This is a genomic window from Chromobacterium indicum (assembly GCF_039708975.1).
Lineage (GTDB): Bacteria > Pseudomonadota > Gammaproteobacteria > Burkholderiales > Chromobacteriaceae > Chromobacterium > Chromobacterium piscinae.
This window is the reverse complement of the sequence record NZ_JAYFSJ010000012.1, coordinates 111,577-135,868: the sequence shown is the minus strand read 5'-3', so window position 1 is coordinate 135,868 and position 24,292 is coordinate 111,577. Positions and strand designations below refer to the sequence as shown.

The window sequence follows — 24,292 nt, the reverse complement described above, 5'->3', positions numbered from 1 at the left end:
GTAGCATCCCGCGTCAGGCGGGTTGTTCGAATTTTTTCACTCTATTGTATCCAGAGTGGGTCCGACGATTATGCGCAGAGGGTTTTGATTCCATCAAGCCCCTATCGGCACAATATGCTATTCATTTTTCTCAAAAAGGAAAATCTGTCCGACAATAGTCAAGTCAAGCAAATCAACGGCCTGCACAGCTTCATCGTTTTATACTTATGGCATTTTGCCATGTGAAATATTATTGCCTGACCCAAGCAAAATTCATCCGAAGCGGAGACAATTACCTTCAAACCGCGTCAAAAAATAATTATTCCCTTATGAATAGAATAAAGACTTCCGGCTGATTTCAGACACCCTGCAGGACAAATAAAAAAAGCCGCCCAAAGGCGGCTGTGCGATCGCAGGCGAGGATCAGCCTCGCAGACGCCAGGCGATGCCTTCTCCGGCGCGCAAGGGCACCAGGCTGCCGCCCGGGTAGGCAAGCTCGGCCGGCACCGTCCAGCTTTCCTTGACCAGCTCGATCCTGTCGCCGTTGGCCGGCAGGCCGTAGAAAGCCGGGCCGTTCAGGCTGGCGAAAGCCTCCAGCTTGTCCAGCGCGCCGGCGGCTTCGAAGGCCTCGGCGTAGAGCTCGATCGCCGCATTGGCGGTGTACATGCCGGCGCAGCCGCAGGCCGCCTCCTTGGCGCCCTTGGCGTGCGGCGCGCTGTCGGTGCCGAGGAAGAACTTGGCCGAGCCGGAGGTCGCCGCTTTGACCAGCGCCTGGCGGTGCTGTTCGCGCTTGAGCACCGGCAGACAGTAATGGTGCGGGCGGATGCCGCCGACGAACAGCGCGTTGCGATTCATCAGCAAGTGGTGGGCGGTGATGGTGGCCGCGACGTTGGCCGGCGCGGCGGCGACGAACTCGGCCGCCTCGCGGGTGGTGATGTGCTCGAACACCACCTTCAACGTCGGCAGCTTGGCCAGCAGCGGCTTCATCACCCGCTCGATGAACACCGCCTCGCGATCGAACACGTCGATGTCGGCGTCGGTGACTTCGCCGTGCACCAGCAGCGGCAGGCCGACATCGGCCATCGCTTCCAGCGCCGGCATCGCCTTGAAGATGTCGGTGACGCCATGGTCGGAATTTGTGGTGGCGCCGGCCGGGTACAGCTTGACGCCATGGACGAAGCCGCTGGCCTTGGCCAGGCGAATCTCCTCCGGACGAGTATTGTCGGTCAGGTACAGCGTCATCAGCGGTTCAAAGGCGCTGCCGGCCGGACGGGCGGCCAGGATGCGCTCGCGGTAGGCGGCGGCGGCGGCCACGGTGGTGACCGGCGGCTTCAGATTGGGCATCACGATGGCGCGGCCCATCTGGCGACAGGTGTCGGGCAGCACCGCGGCCAGCGCGGCGTCGTCGCGCAGGTGCAAATGCCAGTCGTCGGGACGGATCAGGGTGAGAGTCTGCATGGTGGATGGCTTGCCGTAACGATGGATAAAACAATGGCGATGGAAAACCATCGCCAGGGATGTCTACTTGCGCCGGAGCACCATCCGGAACTTGCCTTCGCCGGTGGTGGTCGATTCCAGCAGGCCGTTGCCGGTCTGGCGGCAAAAAGCTTCAAAGTCCTTGGGCGCGCCCGGATCGGTGGCGATCACTTCCAGCACGGCGCCGCTGTCCATATCGGCCAGCGCCTTCTTGGCGCGCAAGATCGGCAGCGGGCAATTCAGGCCGGAAAGATCAATATGCTTGTCGGGAGTCATGGGCCGGGTATCCTTCAGCCATATCAGGTTACAATGAATCACATGGCGGCCGGCCGCGCAAACCGGCGGGCCGCAGCCGTATAGTTTACGCCAGTCGTCAAGCCTTACCCAAATCGGTCACCGCAATATGTGCATCCTCGCTTTCGCCTACAAAACGCCGGGCATGGGCCAGCTGGTACTTTTGGCCAACCGCGACGAATACTACGCCCGCCCCGCCGAGCCGCTGGACTGGTGGCCGGAATACCCCCATACCCTGGGCGGCCGCGACCAGCAATCCGGCGGCGGCTGGCTGATGGTGGACGGCCGCAACCGCATCGCCGCCGTCACCAACTTCCGCGACGGCTTCCCGCCCAAGGCGGAGCGCTCCCGCGGCGAGCTGGTGCAGCGCTTCGTCACCGGCGACGACGACCCGTTCGCCTTTGCCGACTGGCTGCGCGAGGAATGCCACCGCTACGGGCCGTTCAACCTGCTGTTCGGCACCACCTCGGACCTATTCTTCTTCCACAGCCCCGGCCGGCAGATCGCCCGCGTCACGCCTGGCATCCACACGCTGTCCAACGCCACGCTGGACACGCCGTGGTTCAAGTGCCAACGGCTGGCGGAGCGCCTGGGCGATTTCGGCCGGCCGCCGACCGAGGAGCAGGCCTACGCCGCGCTGTCCGATCCGACTCCGGCCGGCCCCGGCCATCTGCCCAATACCCGCATCGGCCTGGCGCTGGAAAAGACGCTGTCGCCGATCTTCATCCAGGGCCGCGACTACGGCACCCGCGCCTCGATGCTGCTGACGGTTTCCAGCCGCGGCGACATCAGTTTTTCCGAACTGAGCTGGGGCCTGGCCGGCCGCGAAACCGGCCGCCGACATTACAACCTGCGCGCCGGACAGGCGCGCTGACGGAGCATCCGCATTTGAAAGCCATCGCAACCACCCTGCCGGCGCTGCTGGCGCTATGCCTGAGCCTGCCCGCGCTGGCCGGCAGCGACAGAATCAACAAGAACATCGAATTCCAGGAAGAGCAGCCCTGGGCCGAACAAGACTACGCGCTGCCCGACTATCCGCAGACGCCGGACTGGATAGAAGTGAAGCCCGACTGGCTGCAGCAGAACCGCTTCTTCGTCGACGCCAAGACGCTCAGCGTGGGCGGCGACGGCGTGGTGCGCTTCGTCAGCCGCGTGCTCACGCCCAGCGGCGTGGAGAACCTCAGCGCCGAGGGCATCCTGTGCAAGGACAACCAATACAAGGCCTACGGCTTCGGCGACAGCATCAACCACCGCTGGATCGCGTCGATGCGGCCGCAGTGGCTGGCGATCAACAGCGCCGACAAACTCCGGCGCGAGTTGCGGGAGCTGATGTGTCCGTCGCACAGCGCCCCGCGCGACGCCGCCCAGGCGATCGCCTCGCTGCGCGGCGCCCGTTGACGCCATGATCGACGCCTGCGACGGATGTTCTAAGATGAAACATCTGTCTTGCATTCGCGTAGGCGCCGATGGATCAGCAAACTCTGCAGGAAAATCGGGAAAGGGAATGGGTCAGGCGACTGTTCGAGCAAAAAGGCATTGACCCGCTCGACGTGAAATCGCTGAAGTGCCCCGCGCCCGATGTCGGCGTGTCGCTGTCGGACGGCCGCTGCCTGGCCATCGAGGTGACCGAGGTGCTGGCCGGCGAATATGCCCGGCGCAACGCCCGCAAGAAGGAAATCCAGCAGGCCCAGCAGGCGGCCGGCGGCATAGGCTGGATGTTCACCCGGCCAGCCAACGCGCTGGACGTCGCCTGCCGCATCGAGGCCAAGGTGGGCAAGGACTACCATGTGCCGAACGGCCACCAGCTTCATCTGCTGCTGGCGGCCGGCACTTTCGAACACGGCGCGCTCCCATCCACGCTGTTGCTCTACATCTCCATCCCGGAACTGAATCAGCTGACCCACAGCATGCTGGAGCGCTCCCGCTACCAGCATGTCTACCTTCATCTTCAGCTGGGACGCGGCCTCTATGAATGGAACCGCGGCGACCGCTGGCACGAGATCCACTCGCCCTGCCTGCGCCACGCCGCCGAACACCATACCGCGTCGGCCTCACCGCTCTCGGATTGAAAACCGGCCCGCCAACGCGGCGCGCGCTGCCGAGTCTCGCGCTTGGCGCGGACGGAGCCTGCGCCATGGGGCCTTGATGCGAAATCGAGACAACCCAGGCCATCCGGCGCCTGCCCGCCGCATCTCGAATCACGCCTCCTCTCCCGCCGGCGAGGCCCAACTCCGCCGTTAAAAAATGGCGCAAACATACCGGCCATGAGACTCGCCATCGACAGGCGATGCCGATCATCGGCACAAAACATCCGGAATCGCCGCCGGCTTGCAATATCCCCATCGCCCTCAAAACCAACCGCCGGCAAAAAAACATAGATATTAACAATTCACCACGCAATAATTCATATTGCATGAGTTATATCAATGATTATTCCTATGTAATATTAGTATCGATAAACAACCACTCCTGGAGTAATCATCATGAAAGAGGCAGTGACCTATATCATTAGCCACGGCATCGTAATATGCGCGATCGCGTTCATAGCCATTTTTTCACTGGAGCGCATTTTTCCCAAGCATGCCTTTAGTCCTGAGCGCAGCAAAAAGCGTCTCTTCAACAACGTCATCATAGCGATCAGTTATCGTTTCATCAGCGCGCCGATCATCATCGCGCCGCTGATGGTATATATGATCAGAGATTTTCCTTATCGGATGCATCGCCCCGACTGGTATACCGGCGCGCTGGCTTTTGTCATCGACATCATGTTGCTGGATCTGCTCAATTACACCATTCATTGGTCTGCGCACAGAATACCAGTGCTGTGGCGATTCCATGCCATGCATCACCTTGATGAGCATATTGATTCAACCACCGGTTTTCGCCAGCATTTCGGCGAGAAATTCCTTGTCCTCGCCATTCGCATTCCCGGCATGTTGCTGATCGGCGTGCCGTTCACCACGGTGGTGGCTTTCGAAGTGATCTCTTTCTGCGTGACCACTTTCCATCACTGCAACATCAATATTCCGCAAAAGCTGGAAAACCTGCTCAGCAAGCTTTTCGTCATGCCTTCGTTCCACAACATCCATCATGGCCGCGAGATCGAATACACGGATACCAACTATGGTTTCATCTTCTCGCTCTGGGACCGCGTCTTCCGCACCCACTCCGTCGATGAGCGCCCAACCGGCTTTGAAACCGGCCTGGACCACCATACGGACTTTTCCGCCGCCAAATTGATCTTTCTGCCCTTCGGCAAAACACCGGTCAAGGAATGGACATCTCAAAAGTGAACATGGGCTTCGAACCACAATGCTGACAAATGGCGATACCATCATGAATACCAAAATCATCGACTGCACGTTGCGGGAAGGCTGCCAGACCATTCAATGTTCATTCGACATTGAGCAAAGCATCATACTGGCGAAAAAAATATCTGCTTTTGGCGTGGACATGGTCGAATGCGGCCATCCCTATATTTCCCGCTTCGAAATGGACAGGGTCAAAGCCGTGGTCGGGGTGGCAACCGTCCCCGTGCTGGCGCACGCCAGATGCCGGCAAGAAGACATTGACGCCGTTATCGAATCAGGCGCCCAGTGGGTGGGCATGTTCGCCTCGTTCAATGTCGTCTCTCTGGCGACGAAATTCCACGGCCAATCTCAGGAACAGGTCATCAAGCTGTTCTCCGAGTCCATCCGCTATGCCAAGGACAAGGGCCTGCTCGTCCGCGCCACCATCGAGGATGCCAGCCGCACCTCACTCAGCGACCTCATGCGGATCACCAGGGTCGCGCAACTGGCCGGCGCGGACCGGGTATGCTTCGCCGACAGCGTCGGCAATCTGTTCCCGCATGAGACATTTGAAATCCTGTCGAACCTGACCAAGGAATTCCACCAAGTGGAGTTCGAATACCATGTCCACAACGACCGGGGCCTGGCTTTGGCCAACACGCTGGAAGCGATTCGGGCCGGCGTTCACTGGATCTCGGCCAGCTGCAATGGCATTGGCGAAAGAGCGGGCATTACGGATACCTTCCAGTTGGCCACCTTGCTGCAGGCGAAAACCGACAAGCCGCTATACAAGCTCGCCGATGCGCTGGCCTTGTCCGAACTGGTCGCGACCTTCAGCCGCATCGGCCACTCCCCGATGCATCCCATCACGGGGCAAAACGTCTTCGCGCACGCCGCAAAGCTGCATCGGCAAGCAAATGAAAAAGACGCCAGCTCATACAATATTTTCGACGCCGGCCTATTCCGGGCAAAGCCCGCGATCGAAAAACATCCGGCGATGCATGAGTCAAACCTGTTCATCCAGCCATTCGAAAAATCGGCGACCGAGCTGCGCTACCACAGGCACGGTCCCGGCAAACGTTTCGTGATGCTGGACCACCGCTTGCTGGAAGCGTCGCCATATTATTTCATCGCGCGCCATGTCGACGCGATTGCGCCCAATGAGCAAGGCCATGTCGATAGCCATCGGCACAATTGCGACTCCGTCTTCATGTTCCTGGGCGATGAACAGGATTACCAGGGCCTGACCGTCGAGGTTTCCATCTCGGGAAAAACCCAGACCATGCGCAGCCCGGCCACGGCCTTCGTCCCTGCCGGCGCGGAACATACTTATCGCTTCCTCCATGGCAAAGGCAGTTTCATCAACTTTGTCCATAAGGGAAAATATGAAGACAGCCTGCTAGAGATCAGCGCATGAAACAGTTTGACAAGCATGCGGATGCCTACGACGCCATACGCCGCAAGATCCAATATCCGGAAGAGCTTTATCAATTCCTGCTGGCGAAGACGCCGGGCCGCGCCGCCGCGCTGGACATCGGCTGCGGCAATGGCGTCTCTACCATCAGGCTGGCGCCTCATTTCGCATACGTGGAAGGCATTGACCATGGCGCCAATCTGATCGACAAGGCCGCCGCCAACTATCCCGCCCTGCGCTTTGCGACCGTGCCGGCCGAAAGCTACGCGAGCGAGCGGCGTTTCGACCTCATCACCAGCGCCACTTCCTTCTATTGGATGGACCGATCCAAAGTGCTGGAAATCATCAAGCGCCAGTTGGTCGGCGGCGGCCTGTTCTGCGCTTACAAATACGACGTGCCGCAGGCCTACGGCGACTTGCGCTTATTGATCGAGGAAGAATTGGTCAACAAGTGGGGAAAATTCCGCGATCCCAGGCTGCTGCAATATGACGATACGCTGGAGAGGATTGCCCAGATCGGGGGATTCAAGGAGGCGAAACGGAAAATATTTTCCAACATCATTGAATTGACTCCATTCGAACTCGCGCTGTTTCTGCTGTCCACCAGCTACGTCACCGCATATATGGACCAGAAGCCCGAAGAGAACTATGCGGATTATCTTCTGGACAAGATGCAGACCGTCGGCGGAAGCGATCCGGTCAAGGTGAATTTTGATATCTACGCCTATATCGCGGAAAAGGCATGACGGCAGGCGGCATCCTTCCCGGATGCCGCGGCCGGCAAACAACCCGATCAACGACATCAAAGATCAAAGGATCGAGCGATGCCTGCAATTGCTTTGAAACCGATCACCCATCAACGGCCGGCGCCCTGGACCGCGCCGGATGCGCTGGCGCTGCCCGCCCCGATAGCCGAGGAACTGGAAGGCTTGCTTGGCCAACTGGTCAGCGGGTCAAGCCATGCCGAGCATGCTCAGCGGGCGCAGCAGCTGCGCCACGCCATCCATCATCAACTGGAATCCGGCAGCGGCGCGATCTGGCTGCACAGCGCGGCGCTGGCCCAGGCGTCCCGCGAAGCGTTCCATCACGCTTTTTTCGAATTCTGCACCCTGCTTGGCCTGCCGGTCTCCATCAACAAAAACGGCGATGTCATCAAAGAGGTCAAGGATGCCGGCCACAAAGACTCCAAGCTGGCCCCCGCCCGCGGCCACATGACCAACCAGGAGCTCGCTTTCCACTCGGACCGCGCCGACATCACGGTGCTGGCCTGCTGGGAAGCGGCGAGCCATGGCGGCGAATTCAAGATCTGCTCGTCGGCGAAGCTGATTGAGGTTCTGGAAAAAAGGAATCCGGACTGGATCAAATGGCTGACGACCCCGATCCCGCACGACCTTCGCGACGAGGGCAGCTCAGGCGACAGCTACTGCCATTTGCCGATACTCAGCGAGTCGGATGACGCGTTCGTCCTGCGCTACATCCGGAAATTCAACGATTCCGCCATCCGCCACGGCATTGCGCTGCCGGACGAAGTCAAAACGATGCTGAGCGAAATAGACCAAGTCATCAACCATCCCGACATGTCGGTGCAGGTCAGCTTCGAAAAAGGCAGCATCGCCCTAGTCAACAATCACACCACGCTGCATTCCCGAACCGAGTTCGTCGACGCGCCGGGCGCCGAGCGCTGCCTGCTGCGTTGCTGGCTGGCGAGCGAATTCACTCGGCCGCTGCCGGAAGCGTTCTCGACGATTTTCCATACGATCCAGCCCGGCGTGCTCCGCGGAGGAGTGCGTCCGGCCTAGAGAGGAGAGCAGCCTTCCATTCCGTTCTCGGGAATGGAAGGCCATCGGCTCAACGCCCCTTTTCGGCGCCGCCGTTGATCTGGATGATTTGCGCCGTAATATGCGCCGCTTCGGCGGAGGTCAGCCAGGCAATGGCATTGGCGACATCCTGCGGAGTTCCGCCCCGGCCGTTCAACGCTTCCGCCTGCTTGCTCTTTTGTTGCTCCGGCGACAGCGCCGCGCCAAAAAACTCGGTGTCCTGCACATAACCCGGCGCCACGGCATTGACCGTAATGCCTTCCGGACTTAATGCCGCCGCCAGATCGTAGCAATATGGATGCAATGCCGCCTTCGCCGCCGCGTAACAGCCGATCGACGAGCCGCGATAAGCCGCGATGGAGCTGATCAGAATGACGCTTCCGCCGGGCCGCTTCAATATTGGGCGAATGCCTTCCGTCAGCAATACGGCCGAGAGGGTGTTGTTTTGAAAATTATCATTCCACCGCCTCGCCACGCCCGCCAAACCATCAGCGTAACTTCCCGCAGGCGCGCGGCGGATCGCATTGCTGCCCGCCGCATTGATCAGCGTATCGACGGTTTTGAATTCCTGCCGTATGGCATCGCAGGCGTTTTGCGCTTGTTCCGGGATCGATAAATCCGCAGTCAAGGCCAAAACGGCAGGCGCCTTTGGAAACGCCTCGGCGATATTCGCCGCAGCCTGACACAGCGTATCCATCCTGCGGCCCAATATCACGACCTGCATTTCCTGCTTGGCATAATGCTGTGCGCAAGCATAGCCAATTCCCGTCCCGCCACCGCTGATTACGACGACTTTCGACATGATCTGCCCTTATTTGGATTGATAAGACTGAGTACTCAAGCCAATCCAATTTTCCCTGCAAATATTAAATTGGCAAGCACTGAAAAATACTAACATGCCATTTAAATATCAACAATGCAGCCTCATGCAGGCAATAGCCATTCATTTTCCGCCATGGGAACCCACGAGCGGGCGCTTGCGGAACTTATTCGCAAAACCACCGGGAGGAAAATAGGAACTGAAAATATATCAGGGGGGAAAAGCCATTATCGACGCCGGAACATATCATTCCGGCCACAGCAATAGTCAGGCTTCGGTATCGGCATGACGCCACGCCCCGCTCTTGCCGCCGTCTTTCTCCAGCAGGCGGACGCCGGTGATCTCCATGCCGCGGTCCACCGCCTTGCACATGTCGTAGATGGTCAGCAAACCGACATTAACCGCGGTCAGCGCCTCCATCTCTACGCCGGTCTGGCCATTGCACTCGGCGGTCACGGCTATCCGAACCATGGATTCTCCGTCCAGCAGCTCGAAGTCCACCGCCAGCCGCGTCAACGCGATCGGATGGCACAGCGGGATCAGGTCCCAGGTCTTCTTGGCCGCCATGATGGCGGCGACGCGGGCGATGCCCAGCACGTCGCCCTTCTTGTGGCCGCCGTTTTTCACCAGCGCGAACGTGGCCGGCAGCATGCGGATCGCGCCTTCGGCCACCGCGCGGCGGGCCGTGGCGGCCTTGCCGCCGACATCCACCATATGGGCCTGGCCGGCTGCGTCGAAATGGGTGAGTCGTGTCATGGCGTACCCTTCAAATGAAAACGCCCGCCGCGATCAGCGCAGCAGGCGGAAAATCAGCCAGAAGCAGGAAACGACGACCAGCAGGCCGGCGCTCCAGCGGGCGATGGCCAGCGCGCGGCGCAGGTAGCGGCGGTCATGGGTAAGGGCGAAGCACAACAGCGCCCAGCCAATCGCCAGCACCGTCGCCAACAGCCACAGCCGCCAGAAGCCGAACACGGCCTCACTCCTCTGACGGCAACAGGTGGAAACTGGACGGCGCGTCCAAGGGATCGTCGAAACTGGCGAATTCCCAGGCGTCCGGCGTTTCCAGCAGCTTGCGCAACAGCTTGTTGTTCATCGCGTGGCCGGACTTGTGGCCGGAGAACGCCGCGATCAAGGGATAGCCTACGACGTAAAGGTCGCCGATCGCGTCCAGTATCTTGTGGCGGACGAATTCATCCGGGAAGCGCAGGCCCTCCGGATTGAGCACGTACTCGTCGTCGATCACGATGGCGTTGTCCAGGCTGCCGCCGCGGCCCAGGCCGTGGTTGCGCATGTACTCCACCTCGTGCATGAAGCCGAAAGTGCGGGCCCGACTGATTTCGTCGGTATAGGAATGGTGGGCGAAGTCCACTTCCACCGTCTGCGGCGCGCGGTTGAACGCCGGATGGTTGAACTCGATGGACAAGGTGATCTTGAAGCCGTCGTGCGGGTCCAGCCGGACCCACACGCCGCGGTCTTCCACCATTACTGTCTGTTTGACGCGGATGAAACGCTTTTTCTTGGGCTGCTCCGCCACCCCAGCCGTCTGCAGCAGATAAAGGAACGGCGCGGCGGACCCATCCATGATGGGAATCTCCGCCGCCGTCACCTCGACGACCAGGTTGTCGATGCCGAAGCCGGCGAACGCCGACATCAGATGTTCGATCGTGCCGACACGCACGCCGGTGTCCGTCACCAGCGTGGAGGAGAGGCGCGTGTCGTTCACGAGCGAAGGTTCTACCTTCACGTCGACCGGCTCGGGCAAGTCGGTGCGACGGAAGACGATGCCGGTATCGGGCGGCGCCGGCAGCAGGGTGAGCTTCACCCGCTCGCCGGAATGCAGACCGACGCCCGTGGCGCTGATCGCTTGCTTCAGCGTGCGCTGCAGAATCATTTCAGGCTACTCAACCAGACGGGAAAACCCGATTCTAGCATAGCGCTCTGCCATGCTTTATTGATTGATTCGCTGACATGAATAGCGTTTATCTATCCGTATCCTCCGTTCAGTCCGCCTGCTTGCGCAGGAAGGCCGGGATGTCGTAGCTCTCGCTGACCTCGGGGTTGGAGAAATCCAGCGAGGGATTGGCGCGGCGGCGGCCGGTGCGCATGATGGCGGGCGCGTCCAGATCCTCGTAGTTCACCATTTCCACCGCGCGGTCGTCGGTGCCGGTCTTGACGATCTTGATGTACTCCGGACGGTCCTCGTTGCGAACAGCCTTCTTCTGGCCCAGGCCGGTGGCGATCAGCGTCACGCGGATGGTGTCTTCCGGCATGTCCTCCACTTCGGCGGTGCCGAACTTGATCTGCGCGTCTTCGTCCGCGTACTGGCGGATGATGCCCATGATCTCGCGGTACTCGCTCATCTTCAGGCAACCCGGCGCGGTGGAGATGTTCACCAGCACGCCGCGCGCGCCTTCCAGCGTGATGTTGTCCAGCAGCGGGCTGGCCACCGCCTGCTCGGCGGCCACGCGGGCGCGGTCGATGCCGGAGGCGTAGGCGGAACCCATCATCGCCAGGCCCATCTCGCCCATCACGGTGCGCACGTCGGCGAAGTCGACGTTGATCAGGCCCGGGCAAGTGATCACTTCGGCGATGCCGGCCACGGCGCCCTTCAGCACGTCGTCGGCGGCGCGGAAGGCTTCGCGCATGGTGACGTCGTCGCCCAGCACTTCCATCAGCTTCTCGTTGGGGATCACGATCAGCGAGTCCACGTGCTTCTTCAGGTCCTCGATGCCGTTCTGCGCCACTTTCAGGCGCTTGCCTTCATGGTCGAACGGACGGGTGACCACGCCCACGGTCAGAATGCCCATTTCCTTGGCCACTTCGGCCACGACTGGAGCCGCGCCGGTGCCGGTGCCGCCGCCCATGCCGGCGGTGACGAACACCATGTTCGCGCCGCGCAGGCTTTCGGCGATGCGCTCGCGGTCTTCCAGCGCCGCGCTGCGGCCCACTTCCGGGTTGGCGCCGGCGCCCAGGCCGCGCGTCAGGTTGGTGCCCAGCTGCAGCTTCTGCGGGGCGCGGTTGCGCTGCAGGGACTGCGCGTCGGTGTTGGCGCAGATGAATTCCACGCCGTGCACATTGCCGGTGATCATGTTGTCGATGGCGTTGCAACCGCCGCCGCCGACGCCGATGACCTTGATGACGGCCGAGCTGGCCGTTTCCTGCATGACTTCAAAAACCATTCCGCTCATTTTCCTCTCCTCATAAAGATGAGCCATTCATTACTGCCTGGTACTACGCCCGAACAACCTTCAACACGCCGCCGGCACCTGCCGGCGGCACCGAATTCAATCAGAAATTGCTGCCGAACCACGCCTTCATCCGCGTGAACATCTGGCCCATGCCGGCCGACTCGGACTTCACCGGGCCGGAATAGCCCTGGATCTGGTCCTTGCCGTACAGCAGCAGGCCGACGCCGGTGGAGAAGCGCGGGGTCTTCACCACCTCGGCCAGGCCGCCGACGTACTTGGGCACGCCGACGCGCACCGGCAGGTGGAACACCTCCTCGGCCAGCTCCACCATGCCCGGCATCAGGCTGGCGCCGCCGGTCAGCACCATGCCGGACGACAGCATTTCCTCGAAACCGCTGCGGCGCAGCTCCTGCTGCACCAGCTGGAACAGCTCCTCGACCCGCGGCTCGACCACTTCGGCCAGCGTCGCGCGGGACATCTGGCGCGGGCCACGCTCGCCCACGCCCGGCACTTCGATCATCTGCGCCGGATCGGCCATGCCCACCAAGGCCACGGCGTGCTGGATCTTGATGTCCTCGGCCTCCTTGGTCGGGGTGCGCAGCGCCATCGCGATGTCGTTGGTGATCTGGTCGCCGGCGATCGGGATCACCGCGGTGTGGCGGATCGCGCCGCCCACATACACGGCGATGTCGGTGGTGCCGCCGCCGATGTCGATCAGGCACACGCCCAGGTCCTTCTCGTCCTCGGACAACACGGCGATGGCCGAGGCCATCGGCTGCAGCACCAGATCGGACACTTCCAGGCCGCAGCGGCGCACGCACTTGGTCACGTTCTGCGCGGCGGACACCGCGCCGGTGACGATGTGCACCTTGGCTTCCAGCCGCACGCCGCTCATGCCCAAGGGCTCGCGCACGCCTTCCTGGCCGTCGATGCTGTATTCCTGAGTCAGGATGTGCAGCACCTGGTGGTCCGGCGGAATGGTCACCGCGCGCGCGGTCTCGATCACGCGGTCGATGTCCATCTTGGTGACTTCGCGATCCTTGATCGCCACCATGCCGTGCGAGTTCACGCTCTTGATGTGGCTGCCGGCGATGCCGACGAACACCTCGTGAATCTTGCAGTCGGCCATCAGCTCGGCTTCTTCCAGCGCGCGCTGGATCGCCTGCACGGTGGACTCGATGTTCACCACCATGCCGCGTTTCAAGCCGCGCGACGGGGTGTGCCCCATGCCGACGATGTTAAGCTGGCCGTCTTCCAGCACCTCGGCCACGATCGCCACGATCTTGGAGGTGCCGATGTCCAGGCCGACCAGCATGTTCTTGCTTTCCTTTGGTTTGCTCACCTGTCGCTCCAACGCCTAATCACTTGTTTCCCTTGGCCGGCGGCGCCTTGTAGTCGGGCATCCGCACGGCGAATCCATTCGGGTAGCGCAGGTCGACGTATTCGATGTGATACGGCAACCGCGCCAACTCGCTCTTCCAGTAGGTGGCGAAGCGCTCCGCGCGCGCCGCCACGTCATTACGTCCCAGCTCCAGCTGCAGCTGGTTGTCCAGCACCACTTTCCACGCCCGCCGCGACGACAGCCACAGTTCCCGCGGCGCCAGGCCCGACGGCTGCAAGGTCTGGCGCATCTGCGTCAGCATCGCCGTCATGTCCTTCTCAGCGCCCGCCGGTCCGAAAAACACCGGCAGCTTGGCGTCGCTGGCCGCGTCGAAACGCTCGCCGCGGGTATTGACCAGACCGTTCTCCCCCCAGCGTGCCAGCGCCACATGCTCCTCCACGGTGATATCCAGCGCGTCCGGCCAGCGCCGTCTCACCTGCGCGTCGCGCACCCATGGCAATTTGCCGAAGGCGGCGCGCGTCTTGTCGATATCCAGCGTGAAGAAGGTGCCGGACAGCTCATGCTCCGCGATGAATTTCAGCTGTTCGGCCGTCACCCGGTTCATGTCGCCCTGAATCCGTATCTTCTTCACCGGGAACACCGGCGCGTGCGTCAGCCAGAATCCCCCCGCGTACAGCAGCATCAGCGCCGTGGCGCCCAGCATCAGATTGGCCAGGCTCCTGAGCAGCCGATGGTTATCCCACATGCACCGTATCCAATACCTTCAGACACAGGTCCTCGTAAGCGATGCCCTCGACCTTCGCCGCCATCGGCACCAGGCTGTGGCTGGTCATGCCCGGGCTGGTATTCGCTTCCAGCAGGTAGATCTCGCCCGCCTCGTCCATCAGGAAATCCACCCGGCTCCAGCCGCGGCAACCCAATACCTTGAACGCCTTCAGCGCCAGCTCGCGCGCCCGGGCTTCCACTTCCGGGGCCAGGCCGGACGGGCAGCGGTAGACCGTGTCGTCGCGGAAATACTTGGCCTGGTAATCGTAATACTCAGTGGCCGGTTCAATCTTGATGGTCGGATACGCTTTGTCGCCGATCACCGCGCAGGTGTACTCGCCGCCGCCGATGAATTGCTCGGCGATCACCACCGCGTCGTACTTGCGCGCCTCCTCGAACGCCGCGCGCAACTCGCCCGCCGCCTTCACCTTGGTCACGCCTATGCTCGAGCCCTCGCTGGACGGCTTGACGAAGATCGGCAGGCCCAGCGTCTTTTCGATCGCGTCGAAATCGCTGTTCTCGTCCAGCAGCTCGAACGCCGGAATCGGCAAGCCCGCGCCCTTCCACAACAGCTTGGTGCGCCACTTGTCCATGGCGATGGCCGAGGCCATCACGCCGCAGCCGGTATACGGCACACCCAGCGCCTCCAAGGCGCCCTGCAGCGTGCCATCCTCGCCGAACGGGCCGTGCAGGATGTTGAACACGCAAGCGAAACCTTCTTCCTTCAGCGCCGACAACGGCTTTTCCGACGGATCGAACCGGTGGGCGTCCACGCCCTTGGACTGCAGCGCCGCCAACACGCCGGCGCCGCTCATCAGCGACACTTCGCGCTCGGACGAGCTTCCGCCCATCAACACCGCCACTTTGCCGTACTGCTTCATCTATCTATCCTCAACAAGCCCGCGCCCACGGCGCGGACGGAAATCCTGATCAACCCGCCAGGGCCGTCACTTTGCCCGGCACCGCGCCGACCGAGCCGGCGCCCATCGTCACCACCACGTCGCCGTCGCGGGCGGCGTCCAGGATGGCCTGGGGCAGATCGGCGATGTCCTCGACGAACAGCGGCTCCACCTTGCCGCCCACCCGCACCGCGCGCGCCAGCGCCCGGCCGTCGGCCGCGACGATGGGCGCTTCGCCGGCGGCGTACACTTCGGACAGCAGCAGCGCGTCGACGCCGGACAACACCTTCACAAAGTCCTCGAACAGGTCGCGGGTGCGGGTGTAGCGGTGCGGCTGGAACGCCAGCAGCAAGCGGCGGCCGGGGAAGGCCCCGCGCACCGCGGCCAGCGTGGCGGCCATTTCCACCGGGTGGTGGCCGTAATCGTCCACCAGCGTGAAGCTGCCGCCGTCCTTGGCCTTCACTTCGCCGTAGCGCTGGAAGCGGCGGCCGACGCCGGCAAACTCGGACAAGCCCTTCTGGATGGCTTCGATGCTGGCGCCGCACTCCAGGCCGATGGCGATCGCCGACAAGGCGTTCAGCACGTTGTGGCGGCCCGGCAGGTTCAACACCAGCGGGAAGCGGGTGATGGCGCCGTTCTTCACCACCACGTCGAAATGCATCTGGCCGGCGGCCGCGCGCACGTTCTCGGCGTAGATGTCGGCCGAGTCGTCCAGGCCATAAGTGGTCACCGGCTTGGTGACGCGTTCGCGGATCTCGCGCACATTGGGGTCGTCCACGCACAACACCGCGCGGCCGTAGAACGGCATACGCTGCAGGAAATCGACGAAAGCCTGCTTCAGCTTGTCGAAGCTGTGGTCATAGGTATCCATGTGGTCGGCGTCGATATTGGTCACCACCGCCATCACCGGGCTCAGATGCAGGAAGGACGCGTCCGACTCGTCGGCCTCGGCCACCAGGAACTCGCCCAGGCCCAGCTTGGCATTGGTGCCGGCGGCGGTCAGCTTGCCGCCGATGACGAAGGTCGGGTCCAATCCGGCCGCGCCCAGCACCGACGCGGTCAGGCTGGTGGTGGTGGTCTTGCCGTGGGTGCCGGCGATGGCGATGCCCTGCTTGAAGCGCATCAGCTCGGCCAGCATCATCGCGCGCGGAATCACCGGCACGCGCTTGTCGCGCGCCGCCAGCACTTCCGGGTTGTCCGCCTTCACCGCGGTGGAGGTCACCACCACGTCGGCGCCTTCCACATAGGTGGCGTCATGGCCGAAGAACACGCGCACGCCCTCGGCGGCCAGCCGCTTGGTGGTGGCGCCGTCGGCCATGTCCGAACCGGACACGGTATAGCCCAGGCCGTGCAGCACCTCGGCGATGCCGCACATGCCGACGCCGCCTATGCCCACGAAATGTATGTGTTTGACCCTGTGTTTCATGTCTGTGTCTCTGCTTGAACGCTCGTACGGCGCCCTGTCATTCCCCGGCCAGCTGCTGGCACAGGTCGGCCACCCGGCCGGCCGCGCCGGAACGGGCCAGCGCGCGCGCGCGTTCGGCCTTGTCCAGCAACTGGTCTCTGTCCAAACCCGCCAGCAGGCCCGCAAGCCCATCGGCGTTCAATTCCTTCTGCGGCAGATGCCAGGCCGCGCCGGCCTTAGCCATCCATTCGGCGTTGTCGCGCTGATGGCCGGTGGTGGACACCACCAGCGGCACCAGCACGCTGGGCACGCCGGCCGCGCACAATTCGCTGACCGTGATCGCGCCGGCGCGGCAGATCACCAGATCGCACTCGGCCAGCCGCTTCGGCATGTCGTCGACGAAGGGCAGCAGCTCCACTTGCTCGCGCAGGCCCGCCGCCTGATAAGCGGCCTCGACCGCGGCGAAGTTCGCCTCGCCGGTCTGGTGCGCCAGCTGCGGCCGCTTGCCGGCCGGCAGCTTGGCCATCGCCTGCGGCAGCGTTTCATTCAGCACTTTGGCGCCCAGGCTGCCGCCGACCACCAATACCTTCAGCGGGCCGCTGCGGCCGGCGAAACGCTCTGCCGGCGCAGCGATGCTTTCGATCTCGCCGCGCACCGGATTGCCGGTGACCAGCGCCTTGCCGTTGCGCGCCGCGTCGCCGTCGAAACCGCAGGCCAGCTTCTTGGCGAACGGCAGCAGCGCCTTGTTGCTGAGCAGCAGGCCGGCGTCGGCATTGACCAGCACCAGCGGCTTCCACAGCAGGCCGGCCATCACGCCGCCGGGCAGGCAGACGTAGCCGCCCATGCCCAGCACCACGTCCGGACGGTGGCGGAAAATCTGCGCCGCGCTGCTGAAGAACGCGCCGGCCAGTTGCAGCGCGCCCTTTATCGAACCCAACAGGCCCTTGCCGCGCACTCCATGGAAGTTCAGCCGCTCAAGCTCAATGCCAGTCGGCGGCACCAGCTTGTTTTCCATGCCGCGGCGCGTGCCCAGCCACACCACCTTCCAGCCCCGGCTTTGCAATTCCTTGGCCACGGCGAGGCCGGGGACGATGTGTCCACCCGTGCCAGCCGCCATCACCATGACCGTGCGATTCGCCATCTTCATCAAACCTTGTACCCGCGCATGATGCGCCGGTTCTCATAGTCAACCCGCAGCAGCACCGCCACCGCGATCAAATTCATCAGCATCGCCGAGCCGCCGAACGACATCAGCGGCAGCGTCAAACCCTTGGTCGGCAACAGGCCCATGTTCACCCCGATGTTGAAGAACACCTGGATGCCCAGCCAAATGCCTATGCCCTGCGCCACCAGCGCCTGGTAGTAGCGCTCCAGCTTTTTCGACTCCACGCCGATGTGGAAGGCGCGGCGCACGATCCAGGCGTAGAGGCCGATCACCACGCAGATGCCGGCGAAGCCGAATTCCTCGGCGATCACCGCCATGATGAAGTCGGTGTGCGCCTCCGGCAGGTAGAACAGCTTCTCGATGCTGCCGCCCAGTCCCACGCCGAACCATTCGCCGCGGCCGATGGCGATCAGCGAGTGCGACAGCTGGTAGCCCTTGCCGTACGGGTCGTCCCACGGGTCCATGAAGCCCAAAACCCGCTTCAGCCGGTACGGCGACGACACGATCAGCAGCACGATGGCCACCACCGCCATCGCCGCGAGCCCCGAAAAGATGCGCATATTGATGCCGCCCAAAAACAGCAGGCCCATCGCGATGCTCATCACCACCATCAGCGCGCCGAAGTCCGGCTCGCGCAGCAGCAGGAAGGCCACCACCACCATCGCCGCGAACATCGGCGCGAAGCCTTCCTTGATGCTGTGCAGCAGGTGGCTCTTGCGCACCGTGTAATCCGCCGCGTACAACACGGTGGCGAACTTCATCACCTCCGACGGCTGCAGGTTCAACACGAACAGGTTGATCCAGCGGCGCGAGCCATTGACCACCTTGCCGATGCCGGGAATCAGCACCAGCACCAGCATCACCAAGCCAATCAGGAAGATCTTTCCCGAATACTTCTGCCAGAACGCCGTCGGGATCTGGAACGCCGCGAACGCCGCCGACAGCCCGATCACCATGAACACCACGTGGCGGATCAGGTAGAAGTAGCGATTCTGCGTCGCCGCGTCGGCTTCCGCGTAGGCGATCGACGCCGAATACACCATCACCAGGCTGATCGACAGCAGCAGCGCCAGCGCCCAGGCCAGCGCCTCGTCCAACGCGGTGATCGCCGTGTAGCGATTGGCCGGATTGCGGATCATGCGCGCGCCGCCTTCACCGCCGCCACGGTGTCGATGAACACCTGGGCGCGATGCGCGTAGTTCTTGAACATGTCCAGGCTGGCGCAAGCCGGCGACAGCAGCACCACGTCGCCCGGACGGGCCAGCGCCGCCGCGCGGCGGGTGGCGTCCTCCAGCGTGTCGCAACGCTCCAGCGTCAGGCCGCTGCCTTCCAGCGCCGCCTCCATCCTGCCGGCGTCGCGGCCGATCAGCAGCACCGCGCGCGCGATGCGCTGGCAAGCCGGCTTCAGCGGCGCGAAGTCCTGGCCCTTGCCGTCGCCGCCGGCGATCAGCACCACCCGGCGGGTCATGCCGTTCAGCGCGGCCTCGGTCGCGCCGACATTGGTGCCCTTGGAATCATCGATAAACGCAACACCATCGAATTCGTCTACCAGCTCGACGCGATGAGCGAGGCCGCGGAAGGTTTTCAGCCCATCCAGCAGCTTGTCCAGCGGCAGGCCTATGCCCTGGCACAGGCCCAGCGCGGCCAGCGCGTTGGCCGCGTTGTGCAGGCCTTGCAGCTGCATGTCGGCGCAATCGAACACCTTTTCGCCGCCCGCGCTCAGCCAGTAGCCGCCGTTGCGCGCCAGCGCGTAGTCGGCGCCGCCGTTCAACGAGAACCACTTGACCGGGTGGCCGGGGCGAATCATCGCCCGCACCAGCGCGTCGTCCTTGTTCAGCACCTGCACGCCCTTGCCGTTGAACACCCGGGTCTTGGCGTGGGCGTAGTCCAGCAGATCGGCATAGCGGTCGAGGTGGTCCTCGGAAATATTCAGCACGGTGGCGGCGTCGGCCTCCAGCGTGAAGGTCGACTCCAGCTGGAAGCTGGACAGCTCCAGCACCCACACGTCGGGGCGCCGGCCGCTTTGCTCGCGTTCCAGCTGCGCCTCCAGCACCGCCAGGCCGATATTGCCGGCGACGACGGTATCCAGGCCGGCCGCCTCGCACAAGTGGCCGACCAGGCTGGTGACCGTGCTCTTGCCGTTGGAGCCGGTGATCGCGATCACCTTGCTGCCGTCGCCCTGGATCGCGCGCGCCAGGATTTCGATGTCGCCCACCGCCTCGCCGCCGGCGCGGCGGAAGGCGGCGATGGCCGAATTGGCCAGCGGCACGCCGGGGCTGACCACCAGCAGGTCGGAGCCGGCGAAGGTCGCGTCGTCGAAAACGCCGACGATCACCTCGACGCCCGGCAGATGGCGCTCCAGCTCGGCCAGCCGCTCGGCGGACGGATTGGCGTCGACGACGCGCACGCGCGCGCCGTGGGCGGCCAGGTAGCGCGCGGCCGCCAGGCCCGAGCCTCCCAGTCCCACCACCGTCACATGTCGATTGGCGTAATCCATCTCTTCCGTCCTCAGCGCAGCTTCAGCGTCGACAGGCCGATCAGCACCAGCATCATGGTGACGATCCAGAAGCGAACCACCACCTGGGTTTCCTTCCAGCCCTTCAATTCGAAATGGTGATGCAGCGGCGCCATGCGGAACACGCGCTTGCCGGTCAGCTTGAACGAGGTGACCTGGATCATCACCGACAGCGCCTCCATCACGAACAGGCCGCCCATCAGGAACAGCACGATCTCCTGGCGCACGATCACCGCCACCGCGCCGAGCGCGGCGCCCAGCGCCAGCGCGCCGACGTCGCCCATGAACACCTGGGCCGGATAGGCGTTGAACCATAAAAAGCCCAGGCAGGCGCCGCACATCGCCGCGCAGAACACCACCACCTCATGCGCGCCGGGGATGAAGGGCAGGCCCAGATACTTGGAGAACACCGCGTGGCCGGCGACATAGGCGAAGATGGCCAGGCCCGCGGCCACCAGCACTGTCGGCAGCGCCGCCAGGCCGTCCAGGCCGTCGGTCAGGTTGACCGCGTTGGAGGTGCCGACGATGACGAAATAAGTCAGGACGCAGAAACCCACGGCGCCCAGCGGATAAGCGACGGTCTTGAAGAAGGGCACGATCAGCTCGGTGGACGCCGGCAGCTTGGCGGTGGCGATCAGGAACACGCCGGCGCCGATGGCGATGGCCGATTGCCATGCCATCTTGAACTTGGCGGACACGCCCTTCGGGTCCTTGTACACCACCTTGCGCCAGTCGTCGTAGAAGCCCAGCGCGCCGGTGCCCAGCATCACCGCCAGCAGCAGCCACACGTATTTGTTGGACAAATCCGCCCACAGCAGCGTGGTGATGGTGATGGCCAGCAGGATCAGCGAGCCGCCCATGGTCGGCGTGCCGGCCTTGACCAGATGGGTCTGCGGACCGTCGTTGCGCACCGCCTGGCCGACTTTCAGCTCGGTCAGTTTGCGGATCACCCACGGCCCCAGCAGCAGCGAGATGGCGAGCGAAGTCAGCGCCGCCATCACCGCGCGCAGCGTGGTGTAATTGAAGACATTGAAGGCCCGGATATGCGAACCCAACAGATCAGCCAGCCAAAGCAGCACCTTAAACTCCCTCTTTCTTTGCTTGCATCAGGTGTTCCACCACCCGTTCCATGCGCATGAAGCGCGACCCCTTGACCAGAACGGCGGTACCCGACGCCAGCCGGCTATCCAGGCACTCCAACAACTCGTCAATCGAATCAAATCCCTGCCCCGCGCCGCCGAATGCGGCTACCGCGCGACGCGAAGCCTCGCCCAGCGCAAAGAGCTGTTCGATGCCGCGCAGGCGCGCGTGTTCCCCGACTTCGGCATGCAGCGCCGGCGAAGCCTCGCCCAGCTCGCCGATGTCGCCCATCACGAAGCAATGCGGACCGGGCAGGCCGGCCAGCACGTCGATGCCGGCCTTCATCGAATCCGGGTTGGCGTTGTAGCTGTCGTCGATCACGGTCAGGCCGCACGGGCTCTGCTTGATCTGCAGCCGGCCCTTGGCGCCGCCGAACGCGGCCAGGCCCTCGGCGATGGCGGACAGCGGCACGTCCAGCGCCAAGGCGACGGCGGCGGCGGCCAGCGCGTTGCGGACGTTGTGCTCGCCCGGCGCCGGCAGATCAATCTCGACCTGTCCCGCCGGAGAACGCAGCGTGAAACGGCTGCCCAGCGCCGACAGCGCCAGATCGCTTGCGCCGACGTCGGCCTGCGCGAGGCCGAAGCTCAGCTGGCGATGCGAGCCGGCGGCGGCGCGGAACAGCGGCAGATTGGCGTCGTCGGCATTGACCACCGCCACGCCGCCGTCGGCCAGGCCTTCGAAAATCTCGGCCTTGGCGCGGGCGACGTCCTCGGTGGAGCCGAAATGGCCGAAGTGGGCGCGCATCGCGTTGTTGACCAGCGCCACCTGCGGCCGTGTCAGCCCGGTCAGGTAGCTGAGCTCGCCATGATGGTTCATGCCCATCTCAATCACCGCGTAGCGATGCTGCGGCTTCAGCTGCAGCAAGGTCAGCGGCAGGCCGATGTCGTTGTTGAAATTGCCGGCGGTGGCCAGCACGGCATCCACGCCGGCATGGGCCCGCAGGATGGCGGCCAGCATTTCCTTGACCGTGGTCTTGCCATTGGATCCGGTGACGCCGATGCGGACGGCCGGCTGCGTCTCGCGCCAGCCGGCGGCCAGGCGGCCCAGCGCCAGCCGGGTGTCGTCGCCGGCCTGGATCAGGCTGGCGCCGGCCAGTTCGAAGCCGTCGCGCACCAGCGCGGCTGCGCCCTTGGCGGTCACTTCGGCGACGAAATCATGCGCGTCGAAACGCTCGCCCTTCAGCGCGACGAACAGATCGCCTGGCTGCGCCTGGCGGCTGTCGGTGATCACACGCAGCACTTCGCCGTCGGCGCCGGTCAGGCGGCCTTGGGCGAAGCGGGCGGCTTGGCTCAGCGTCATCATCGCGGCGTCCCCCACGCGGTCAGCGCTTCTTCCGCGACGCGGAAGTCGGAGAACGGCCGCTTGACGCCGGCGATGTCCTGGTATTCCTCATGGCCCTTGCCTGCCACCAGCACCACATCGCCCACCTTGGCCTGGCCCACCGCCCAGTGAATGGCGGCTTCGCGGTCGGCCTCGACATGCGCGCGGGCGGCATCCATGCCGGCCAGCACGTCGCGGATGATGGCCTGCGGGTCTTCGCTGCGCGGGTTGTCGCTGGTCAGCACCGCCACATCGGCGTGCTTTTCGGCGATGGCGCCCATCATCGGACGCTTGCCCGGATCGCGGTCGCCGCCGCAGCCGAACACGCAGAACAGCCTGCCGCCGGCGGGGCGGATCTCGGACAGCGTGGCCAGCGCCTTCTCCAGCGCGTCGGGGGTGTGGGCATAATCGATCACCACCAGCGGCTCATGCGCGCCGCCGACGCTCTGCATCCGGCCGCGGGCCGGCTGGATGCGCGCCATCACCGCGGCGGCGTCCTGCAGGCTGACGCCGTTGACGCACAGCGTGGCCAGACAGGCCAGCAGATTGGCGGCGTTGAAGCGGCCAACCAGGCCGGTGCGGACGTCGACCGTGCCCCACGGCGTGGCGACGGTCAGCTGCAGGCCTTCCAGCGTGGCGGCCAGCGCCAGCGGGCGCACATCGCCCTGCTCCAGGCCGTACGTGACAACGCGGGTCTGTTCAGGGTCGATCTCGGCGGCCAGCTGGCGGCCGAAGGCGTCATCAGCGTTGATCACCGCGTGCTTCAGGCCCTCCCAGAAGAACAGCTTCTTCTTGGACTCGCCGTAGGCTTCCATCGAGCCGTGGTAGTCGAGATGGTCGCGGGTCAGATTGGTGAACACCGCGGTAGCGAACTCGACGCCGTTGACGCGGAACTGGTCCAGGCCATGGCTGGACACTTCCATCGTCACCACGTGCGCGCCCTGGCGGCGGTATTCGGCCAGCTTCTGCTGCACCGTCACCGGGTCCGGCGTGGTATGGGTGGTTTCGGTCAATTGGCCGTAAAAGCCGTTGCCGACGGTGCCGATCAGCGCCGCCTTCTGGCCCAGCAAGGAAAACGCCTGCGCCAGCCAATGCGAGATGGAGGTCTTGCCGTTGGTGCCGGTGATGCCGACCACGGTCAGATCACGCGAGGGCAGGCCCAGCACATGGGCGGCGACGATGCCGGCGCGCTCGCGCAGATTCGGCACCGCCAGATTCGGCGCTTGCCACTCGGGCTTCCAGGCGAAGCCGTCGGCGTCGTCCCACAGCACCGCCGCCGCGCCTTTTTCCAGCGCGGCCGGAATGAAATCGCGGCCGTCGGCGTACTCGCCGCGGCAGGCGAGGAACACATCGCCCGGCAGCACGCGGCGGCTGTCGGCCTCCACCCGTTTGATCGGGAGGCCCAGCTGTTGCAACAAGGCCGGATCCCAGTCCGGCAACGCAGTCAAACGGCTCTTCATGAT

At 63.7% G+C, this 24,292-nt stretch carries 24 protein-coding genes; 7 read left to right on the top strand and 17 right to left on the bottom strand.

Annotation, left to right across the window (positions count from 1 at the left end):
* Nucleotides 1-402: 402 nt before the first annotated feature.
* Nucleotides 403-1,437: a dihydroorotase gene (gene pyrC, locus VA599_RS17220; protein ID WP_346789722.1), complete on the bottom strand. Its 1,035-nt coding sequence runs from the start codon at nucleotides 1,435-1,437 to the stop codon at nucleotides 403-405.
* Between the two features lie 63 nt (nucleotides 1,438-1,500).
* Complete coding sequence (locus tag VA599_RS17215) at nucleotides 1,501-1,731, bottom strand: sulfurtransferase TusA family protein (protein ID WP_021477345.1); 231 nt, start codon at nucleotides 1,729-1,731, stop codon at nucleotides 1,501-1,503.
* Nucleotides 1,732-1,858: 127 nt separating this feature from the next.
* Here VA599_RS17215 and VA599_RS17210 point away from each other — a divergent pair, with 127 nt between their 5' ends.
* The 7 genes from VA599_RS17210 (at nucleotide 1,859) to VA599_RS17180 (ending at nucleotide 8,252) form a co-directional block, all read left to right on the top strand.
* Nucleotides 1,859-2,623 (top strand): NRDE family protein, encoded by a 765-nt coding sequence (locus VA599_RS17210; RefSeq protein ID WP_021477346.1) that lies wholly within the window; start codon nucleotides 1,859-1,861, stop codon nucleotides 2,621-2,623.
* 14 nt (nucleotides 2,624-2,637) lie between these two features.
* The gene (locus VA599_RS17205) at nucleotides 2,638-3,147 is read left to right on the top strand and encodes a CNP1-like family protein (protein WP_021477347.1); all 510 of its coding nucleotides are present in this window, start codon (nucleotides 2,638-2,640) and stop codon (nucleotides 3,145-3,147) included.
* 68 nt (nucleotides 3,148-3,215) lie between these two features.
* Entirely contained in the window at nucleotides 3,216-3,818 is a 603-nt protein-coding gene (locus VA599_RS17200) for a hypothetical protein (RefSeq protein WP_021477348.1), read from the top strand.
* Between the two features lie 414 nt (nucleotides 3,819-4,232).
* The gene (locus VA599_RS17195) at nucleotides 4,233-5,042 is read left to right on the top strand and encodes a sterol desaturase family protein (RefSeq protein WP_346789719.1); all 810 of its coding nucleotides are present in this window, start codon (nucleotides 4,233-4,235) and stop codon (nucleotides 5,040-5,042) included.
* A gap of 43 nt (nucleotides 5,043-5,085) precedes the next feature.
* Nucleotides 5,086-6,456 carry a LeuA family protein gene (locus VA599_RS17190; protein ID WP_104948039.1) on the top strand — a complete coding sequence of 457 codons (1,371 nt, stop codon included), beginning with the start codon at nucleotides 5,086-5,088 and terminating at the stop codon, nucleotides 6,454-6,456.
* Nucleotides 6,453-7,199, top strand: coding sequence for a class I SAM-dependent methyltransferase (locus VA599_RS17185; RefSeq protein WP_346789717.1), 747 nt, complete (start codon nucleotides 6,453-6,455; stop codon nucleotides 7,197-7,199). Before VA599_RS17190 ends, VA599_RS17185 begins: the two co-directional genes overlap by 4 nt.
* A 78-nt stretch (nucleotides 7,200-7,277) precedes the next feature.
* Complete coding sequence (locus VA599_RS17180) at nucleotides 7,278-8,252, top strand: TauD/TfdA family dioxygenase (protein WP_104945977.1); 975 nt, start codon at nucleotides 7,278-7,280, stop codon at nucleotides 8,250-8,252.
* 49 nt (nucleotides 8,253-8,301) lie between these two features.
* On the opposite strand, the gene VA599_RS17175 is transcribed toward VA599_RS17180, so the two are convergent.
* From VA599_RS17175 to VA599_RS17105, 15 genes are all read right to left on the bottom strand, one after another.
* On the bottom strand, nucleotides 8,302-9,072 hold the full coding sequence (locus VA599_RS17175; protein WP_346789715.1) for an SDR family NAD(P)-dependent oxidoreductase: 771 nt from the start codon (nucleotides 9,070-9,072) through the stop codon (nucleotides 8,302-8,304).
* 285 nt (nucleotides 9,073-9,357) lie between these two features.
* A complete protein-coding gene (gene moaC, locus VA599_RS17170; protein WP_104945975.1) occupies nucleotides 9,358-9,846 on the bottom strand; it encodes a cyclic pyranopterin monophosphate synthase MoaC in 489 nt (162 codons plus the stop codon).
* 33 nt (nucleotides 9,847-9,879) lie between these two features.
* A complete protein-coding gene (locus VA599_RS17165) occupies nucleotides 9,880-10,062 on the bottom strand; it encodes a hypothetical protein (protein WP_104945974.1) in 183 nt (60 codons plus the stop codon).
* 4 nt (nucleotides 10,063-10,066) lie between these two features.
* Nucleotides 10,067-10,978, bottom strand: coding sequence for a UDP-3-O-acyl-N-acetylglucosamine deacetylase (lpxC, locus tag VA599_RS17160; RefSeq protein ID WP_199776287.1), 912 nt, complete (start codon nucleotides 10,976-10,978; stop codon nucleotides 10,067-10,069).
* A 112-nt stretch (nucleotides 10,979-11,090) separates the two neighbouring features.
* The gene (gene ftsZ, locus VA599_RS17155; protein WP_346789713.1) at nucleotides 11,091-12,278 is read right to left on the bottom strand and encodes a cell division protein FtsZ; all 1,188 of its coding nucleotides are present in this window, start codon (nucleotides 12,276-12,278) and stop codon (nucleotides 11,091-11,093) included.
* Between the two features lie 100 nt (nucleotides 12,279-12,378).
* A complete protein-coding gene (ftsA, locus tag VA599_RS17150) occupies nucleotides 12,379-13,620 on the bottom strand; it encodes a cell division protein FtsA (protein WP_425536217.1) in 1,242 nt (413 codons plus the stop codon).
* A gap of 19 nt (nucleotides 13,621-13,639) precedes the next feature.
* The gene (locus VA599_RS17145) at nucleotides 13,640-14,365 is read right to left on the bottom strand and encodes a cell division protein FtsQ/DivIB (RefSeq protein WP_021477359.1); all 726 of its coding nucleotides are present in this window, start codon (nucleotides 14,363-14,365) and stop codon (nucleotides 13,640-13,642) included.
* Entirely contained in the window at nucleotides 14,355-15,266 is a 912-nt protein-coding gene (locus VA599_RS17140; protein ID WP_104945972.1) for a D-alanine--D-alanine ligase, read from the bottom strand. Before VA599_RS17140 ends, VA599_RS17145 begins: the two co-directional genes overlap by 11 nt.
* A gap of 49 nt (nucleotides 15,267-15,315) precedes the next feature.
* A complete protein-coding gene (gene murC, locus VA599_RS17135) occupies nucleotides 15,316-16,710 on the bottom strand; it encodes a UDP-N-acetylmuramate--L-alanine ligase (protein ID WP_021477361.1) in 1,395 nt (464 codons plus the stop codon).
* A 37-nt stretch (nucleotides 16,711-16,747) separates the two neighbouring features.
* Complete coding sequence (murG, locus tag VA599_RS17130; RefSeq protein ID WP_346789710.1) at nucleotides 16,748-17,830, bottom strand: undecaprenyldiphospho-muramoylpentapeptide beta-N-acetylglucosaminyltransferase; 1,083 nt, start codon at nucleotides 17,828-17,830, stop codon at nucleotides 16,748-16,750.
* A gap of 5 nt (nucleotides 17,831-17,835) precedes the next feature.
* Nucleotides 17,836-18,993 (bottom strand): putative lipid II flippase FtsW, encoded by a 1,158-nt coding sequence (gene ftsW / locus VA599_RS17125; RefSeq protein WP_346789708.1) that lies wholly within the window; start codon nucleotides 18,991-18,993, stop codon nucleotides 17,836-17,838.
* Entirely contained in the window at nucleotides 18,990-20,351 is a 1,362-nt protein-coding gene (murD, locus tag VA599_RS17120; RefSeq protein ID WP_346789706.1) for a UDP-N-acetylmuramoyl-L-alanine--D-glutamate ligase, read from the bottom strand. Before murD ends, ftsW begins: the two co-directional genes overlap by 4 nt.
* An 11-nt stretch (nucleotides 20,352-20,362) precedes the next feature.
* Complete coding sequence (gene mraY, locus VA599_RS17115) at nucleotides 20,363-21,448, bottom strand: phospho-N-acetylmuramoyl-pentapeptide-transferase (RefSeq protein ID WP_021477365.1); 1,086 nt, start codon at nucleotides 21,446-21,448, stop codon at nucleotides 20,363-20,365.
* Between the two features lies 1 nt (nucleotide 21,449).
* A complete protein-coding gene (locus VA599_RS17110; RefSeq protein ID WP_346789704.1) occupies nucleotides 21,450-22,811 on the bottom strand; it encodes a UDP-N-acetylmuramoyl-tripeptide--D-alanyl-D-alanine ligase in 1,362 nt (453 codons plus the stop codon).
* On the bottom strand, nucleotides 22,808-24,289 hold the full coding sequence (locus VA599_RS17105) for a UDP-N-acetylmuramoyl-L-alanyl-D-glutamate--2,6-diaminopimelate ligase (RefSeq protein WP_346789702.1): 1,482 nt from the start codon (nucleotides 24,287-24,289) through the stop codon (nucleotides 22,808-22,810). The genes VA599_RS17110 and VA599_RS17105 overlap by 4 nt, the downstream gene beginning before the upstream one ends.
* Nucleotides 24,290-24,292 lie beyond the last annotated feature (3 nt).

Coding starts and splice junctions, on each gene's coding strand:
- VA599_RS17190 (WP_104948039.1), top strand. CDS start 5,086: ATGAATACCAAAATCATCGACTGCACGTTGCGGGAAGGCTGCCAGACC.
- VA599_RS17185 (WP_346789717.1), top strand. CDS start 6,453: ATGAAACAGTTTGACAAGCATGCGGATGCCTACGACGCCATACGCCGC.
- VA599_RS17215 (WP_021477345.1), bottom strand. CDS start 1,731: ATGACTCCCGACAAGCATATTGATCTTTCCGGCCTGAATTGCCCGCTG.
- pyrC (WP_346789722.1), bottom strand. CDS start 1,437: ATGCAGACTCTCACCCTGATCCGTCCCGACGACTGGCATTTGCACCTG.
- murC (WP_021477361.1), bottom strand. CDS start 16,710: ATGAAACACAGGGTCAAACACATACATTTCGTGGGCATAGGCGGCGTC.
- murD (WP_346789706.1), bottom strand. CDS start 20,351: ATGGATTACGCCAATCGACATGTGACGGTGGTGGGACTGGGAGGCTCG.
- VA599_RS17200 (WP_021477348.1), top strand. CDS start 3,216: ATGGATCAGCAAACTCTGCAGGAAAATCGGGAAAGGGAATGGGTCAGG.
- VA599_RS17110 (WP_346789704.1), bottom strand. CDS start 22,811: ATGATGACGCTGAGCCAAGCCGCCCGCTTCGCCCAAGGCCGCCTGACC.
- VA599_RS17175 (WP_346789715.1), bottom strand. CDS start 9,072: ATGTCGAAAGTCGTCGTAATCAGCGGTGGCGGGACGGGAATTGGCTAT.
- ftsW (WP_346789708.1), bottom strand. CDS start 18,993: ATGATCCGCAATCCGGCCAATCGCTACACGGCGATCACCGCGTTGGAC.
- murG (WP_346789710.1), bottom strand. CDS start 17,830: ATGGCGAATCGCACGGTCATGGTGATGGCGGCTGGCACGGGTGGACAC.
- VA599_RS17195 (WP_346789719.1), top strand. CDS start 4,233: ATGAAAGAGGCAGTGACCTATATCATTAGCCACGGCATCGTAATATGC.
- VA599_RS17210 (WP_021477346.1), top strand. CDS start 1,859: ATGTGCATCCTCGCTTTCGCCTACAAAACGCCGGGCATGGGCCAGCTG.
- VA599_RS17105 (WP_346789702.1), bottom strand. CDS start 24,289: ATGAAGAGCCGTTTGACTGCGTTGCCGGACTGGGATCCGGCCTTGTTG.
- VA599_RS17145 (WP_021477359.1), bottom strand. CDS start 14,365: ATGTGGGATAACCATCGGCTGCTCAGGAGCCTGGCCAATCTGATGCTG.
- VA599_RS17140 (WP_104945972.1), bottom strand. CDS start 15,266: ATGAAGCAGTACGGCAAAGTGGCGGTGTTGATGGGCGGAAGCTCGTCC.
- moaC (WP_104945975.1), bottom strand. CDS start 9,846: ATGACACGACTCACCCATTTCGACGCAGCCGGCCAGGCCCATATGGTG.
- VA599_RS17180 (WP_104945977.1), top strand. CDS start 7,278: ATGCCTGCAATTGCTTTGAAACCGATCACCCATCAACGGCCGGCGCCC.
- ftsZ (WP_346789713.1), bottom strand. CDS start 12,278: ATGAGCGGAATGGTTTTTGAAGTCATGCAGGAAACGGCCAGCTCGGCC.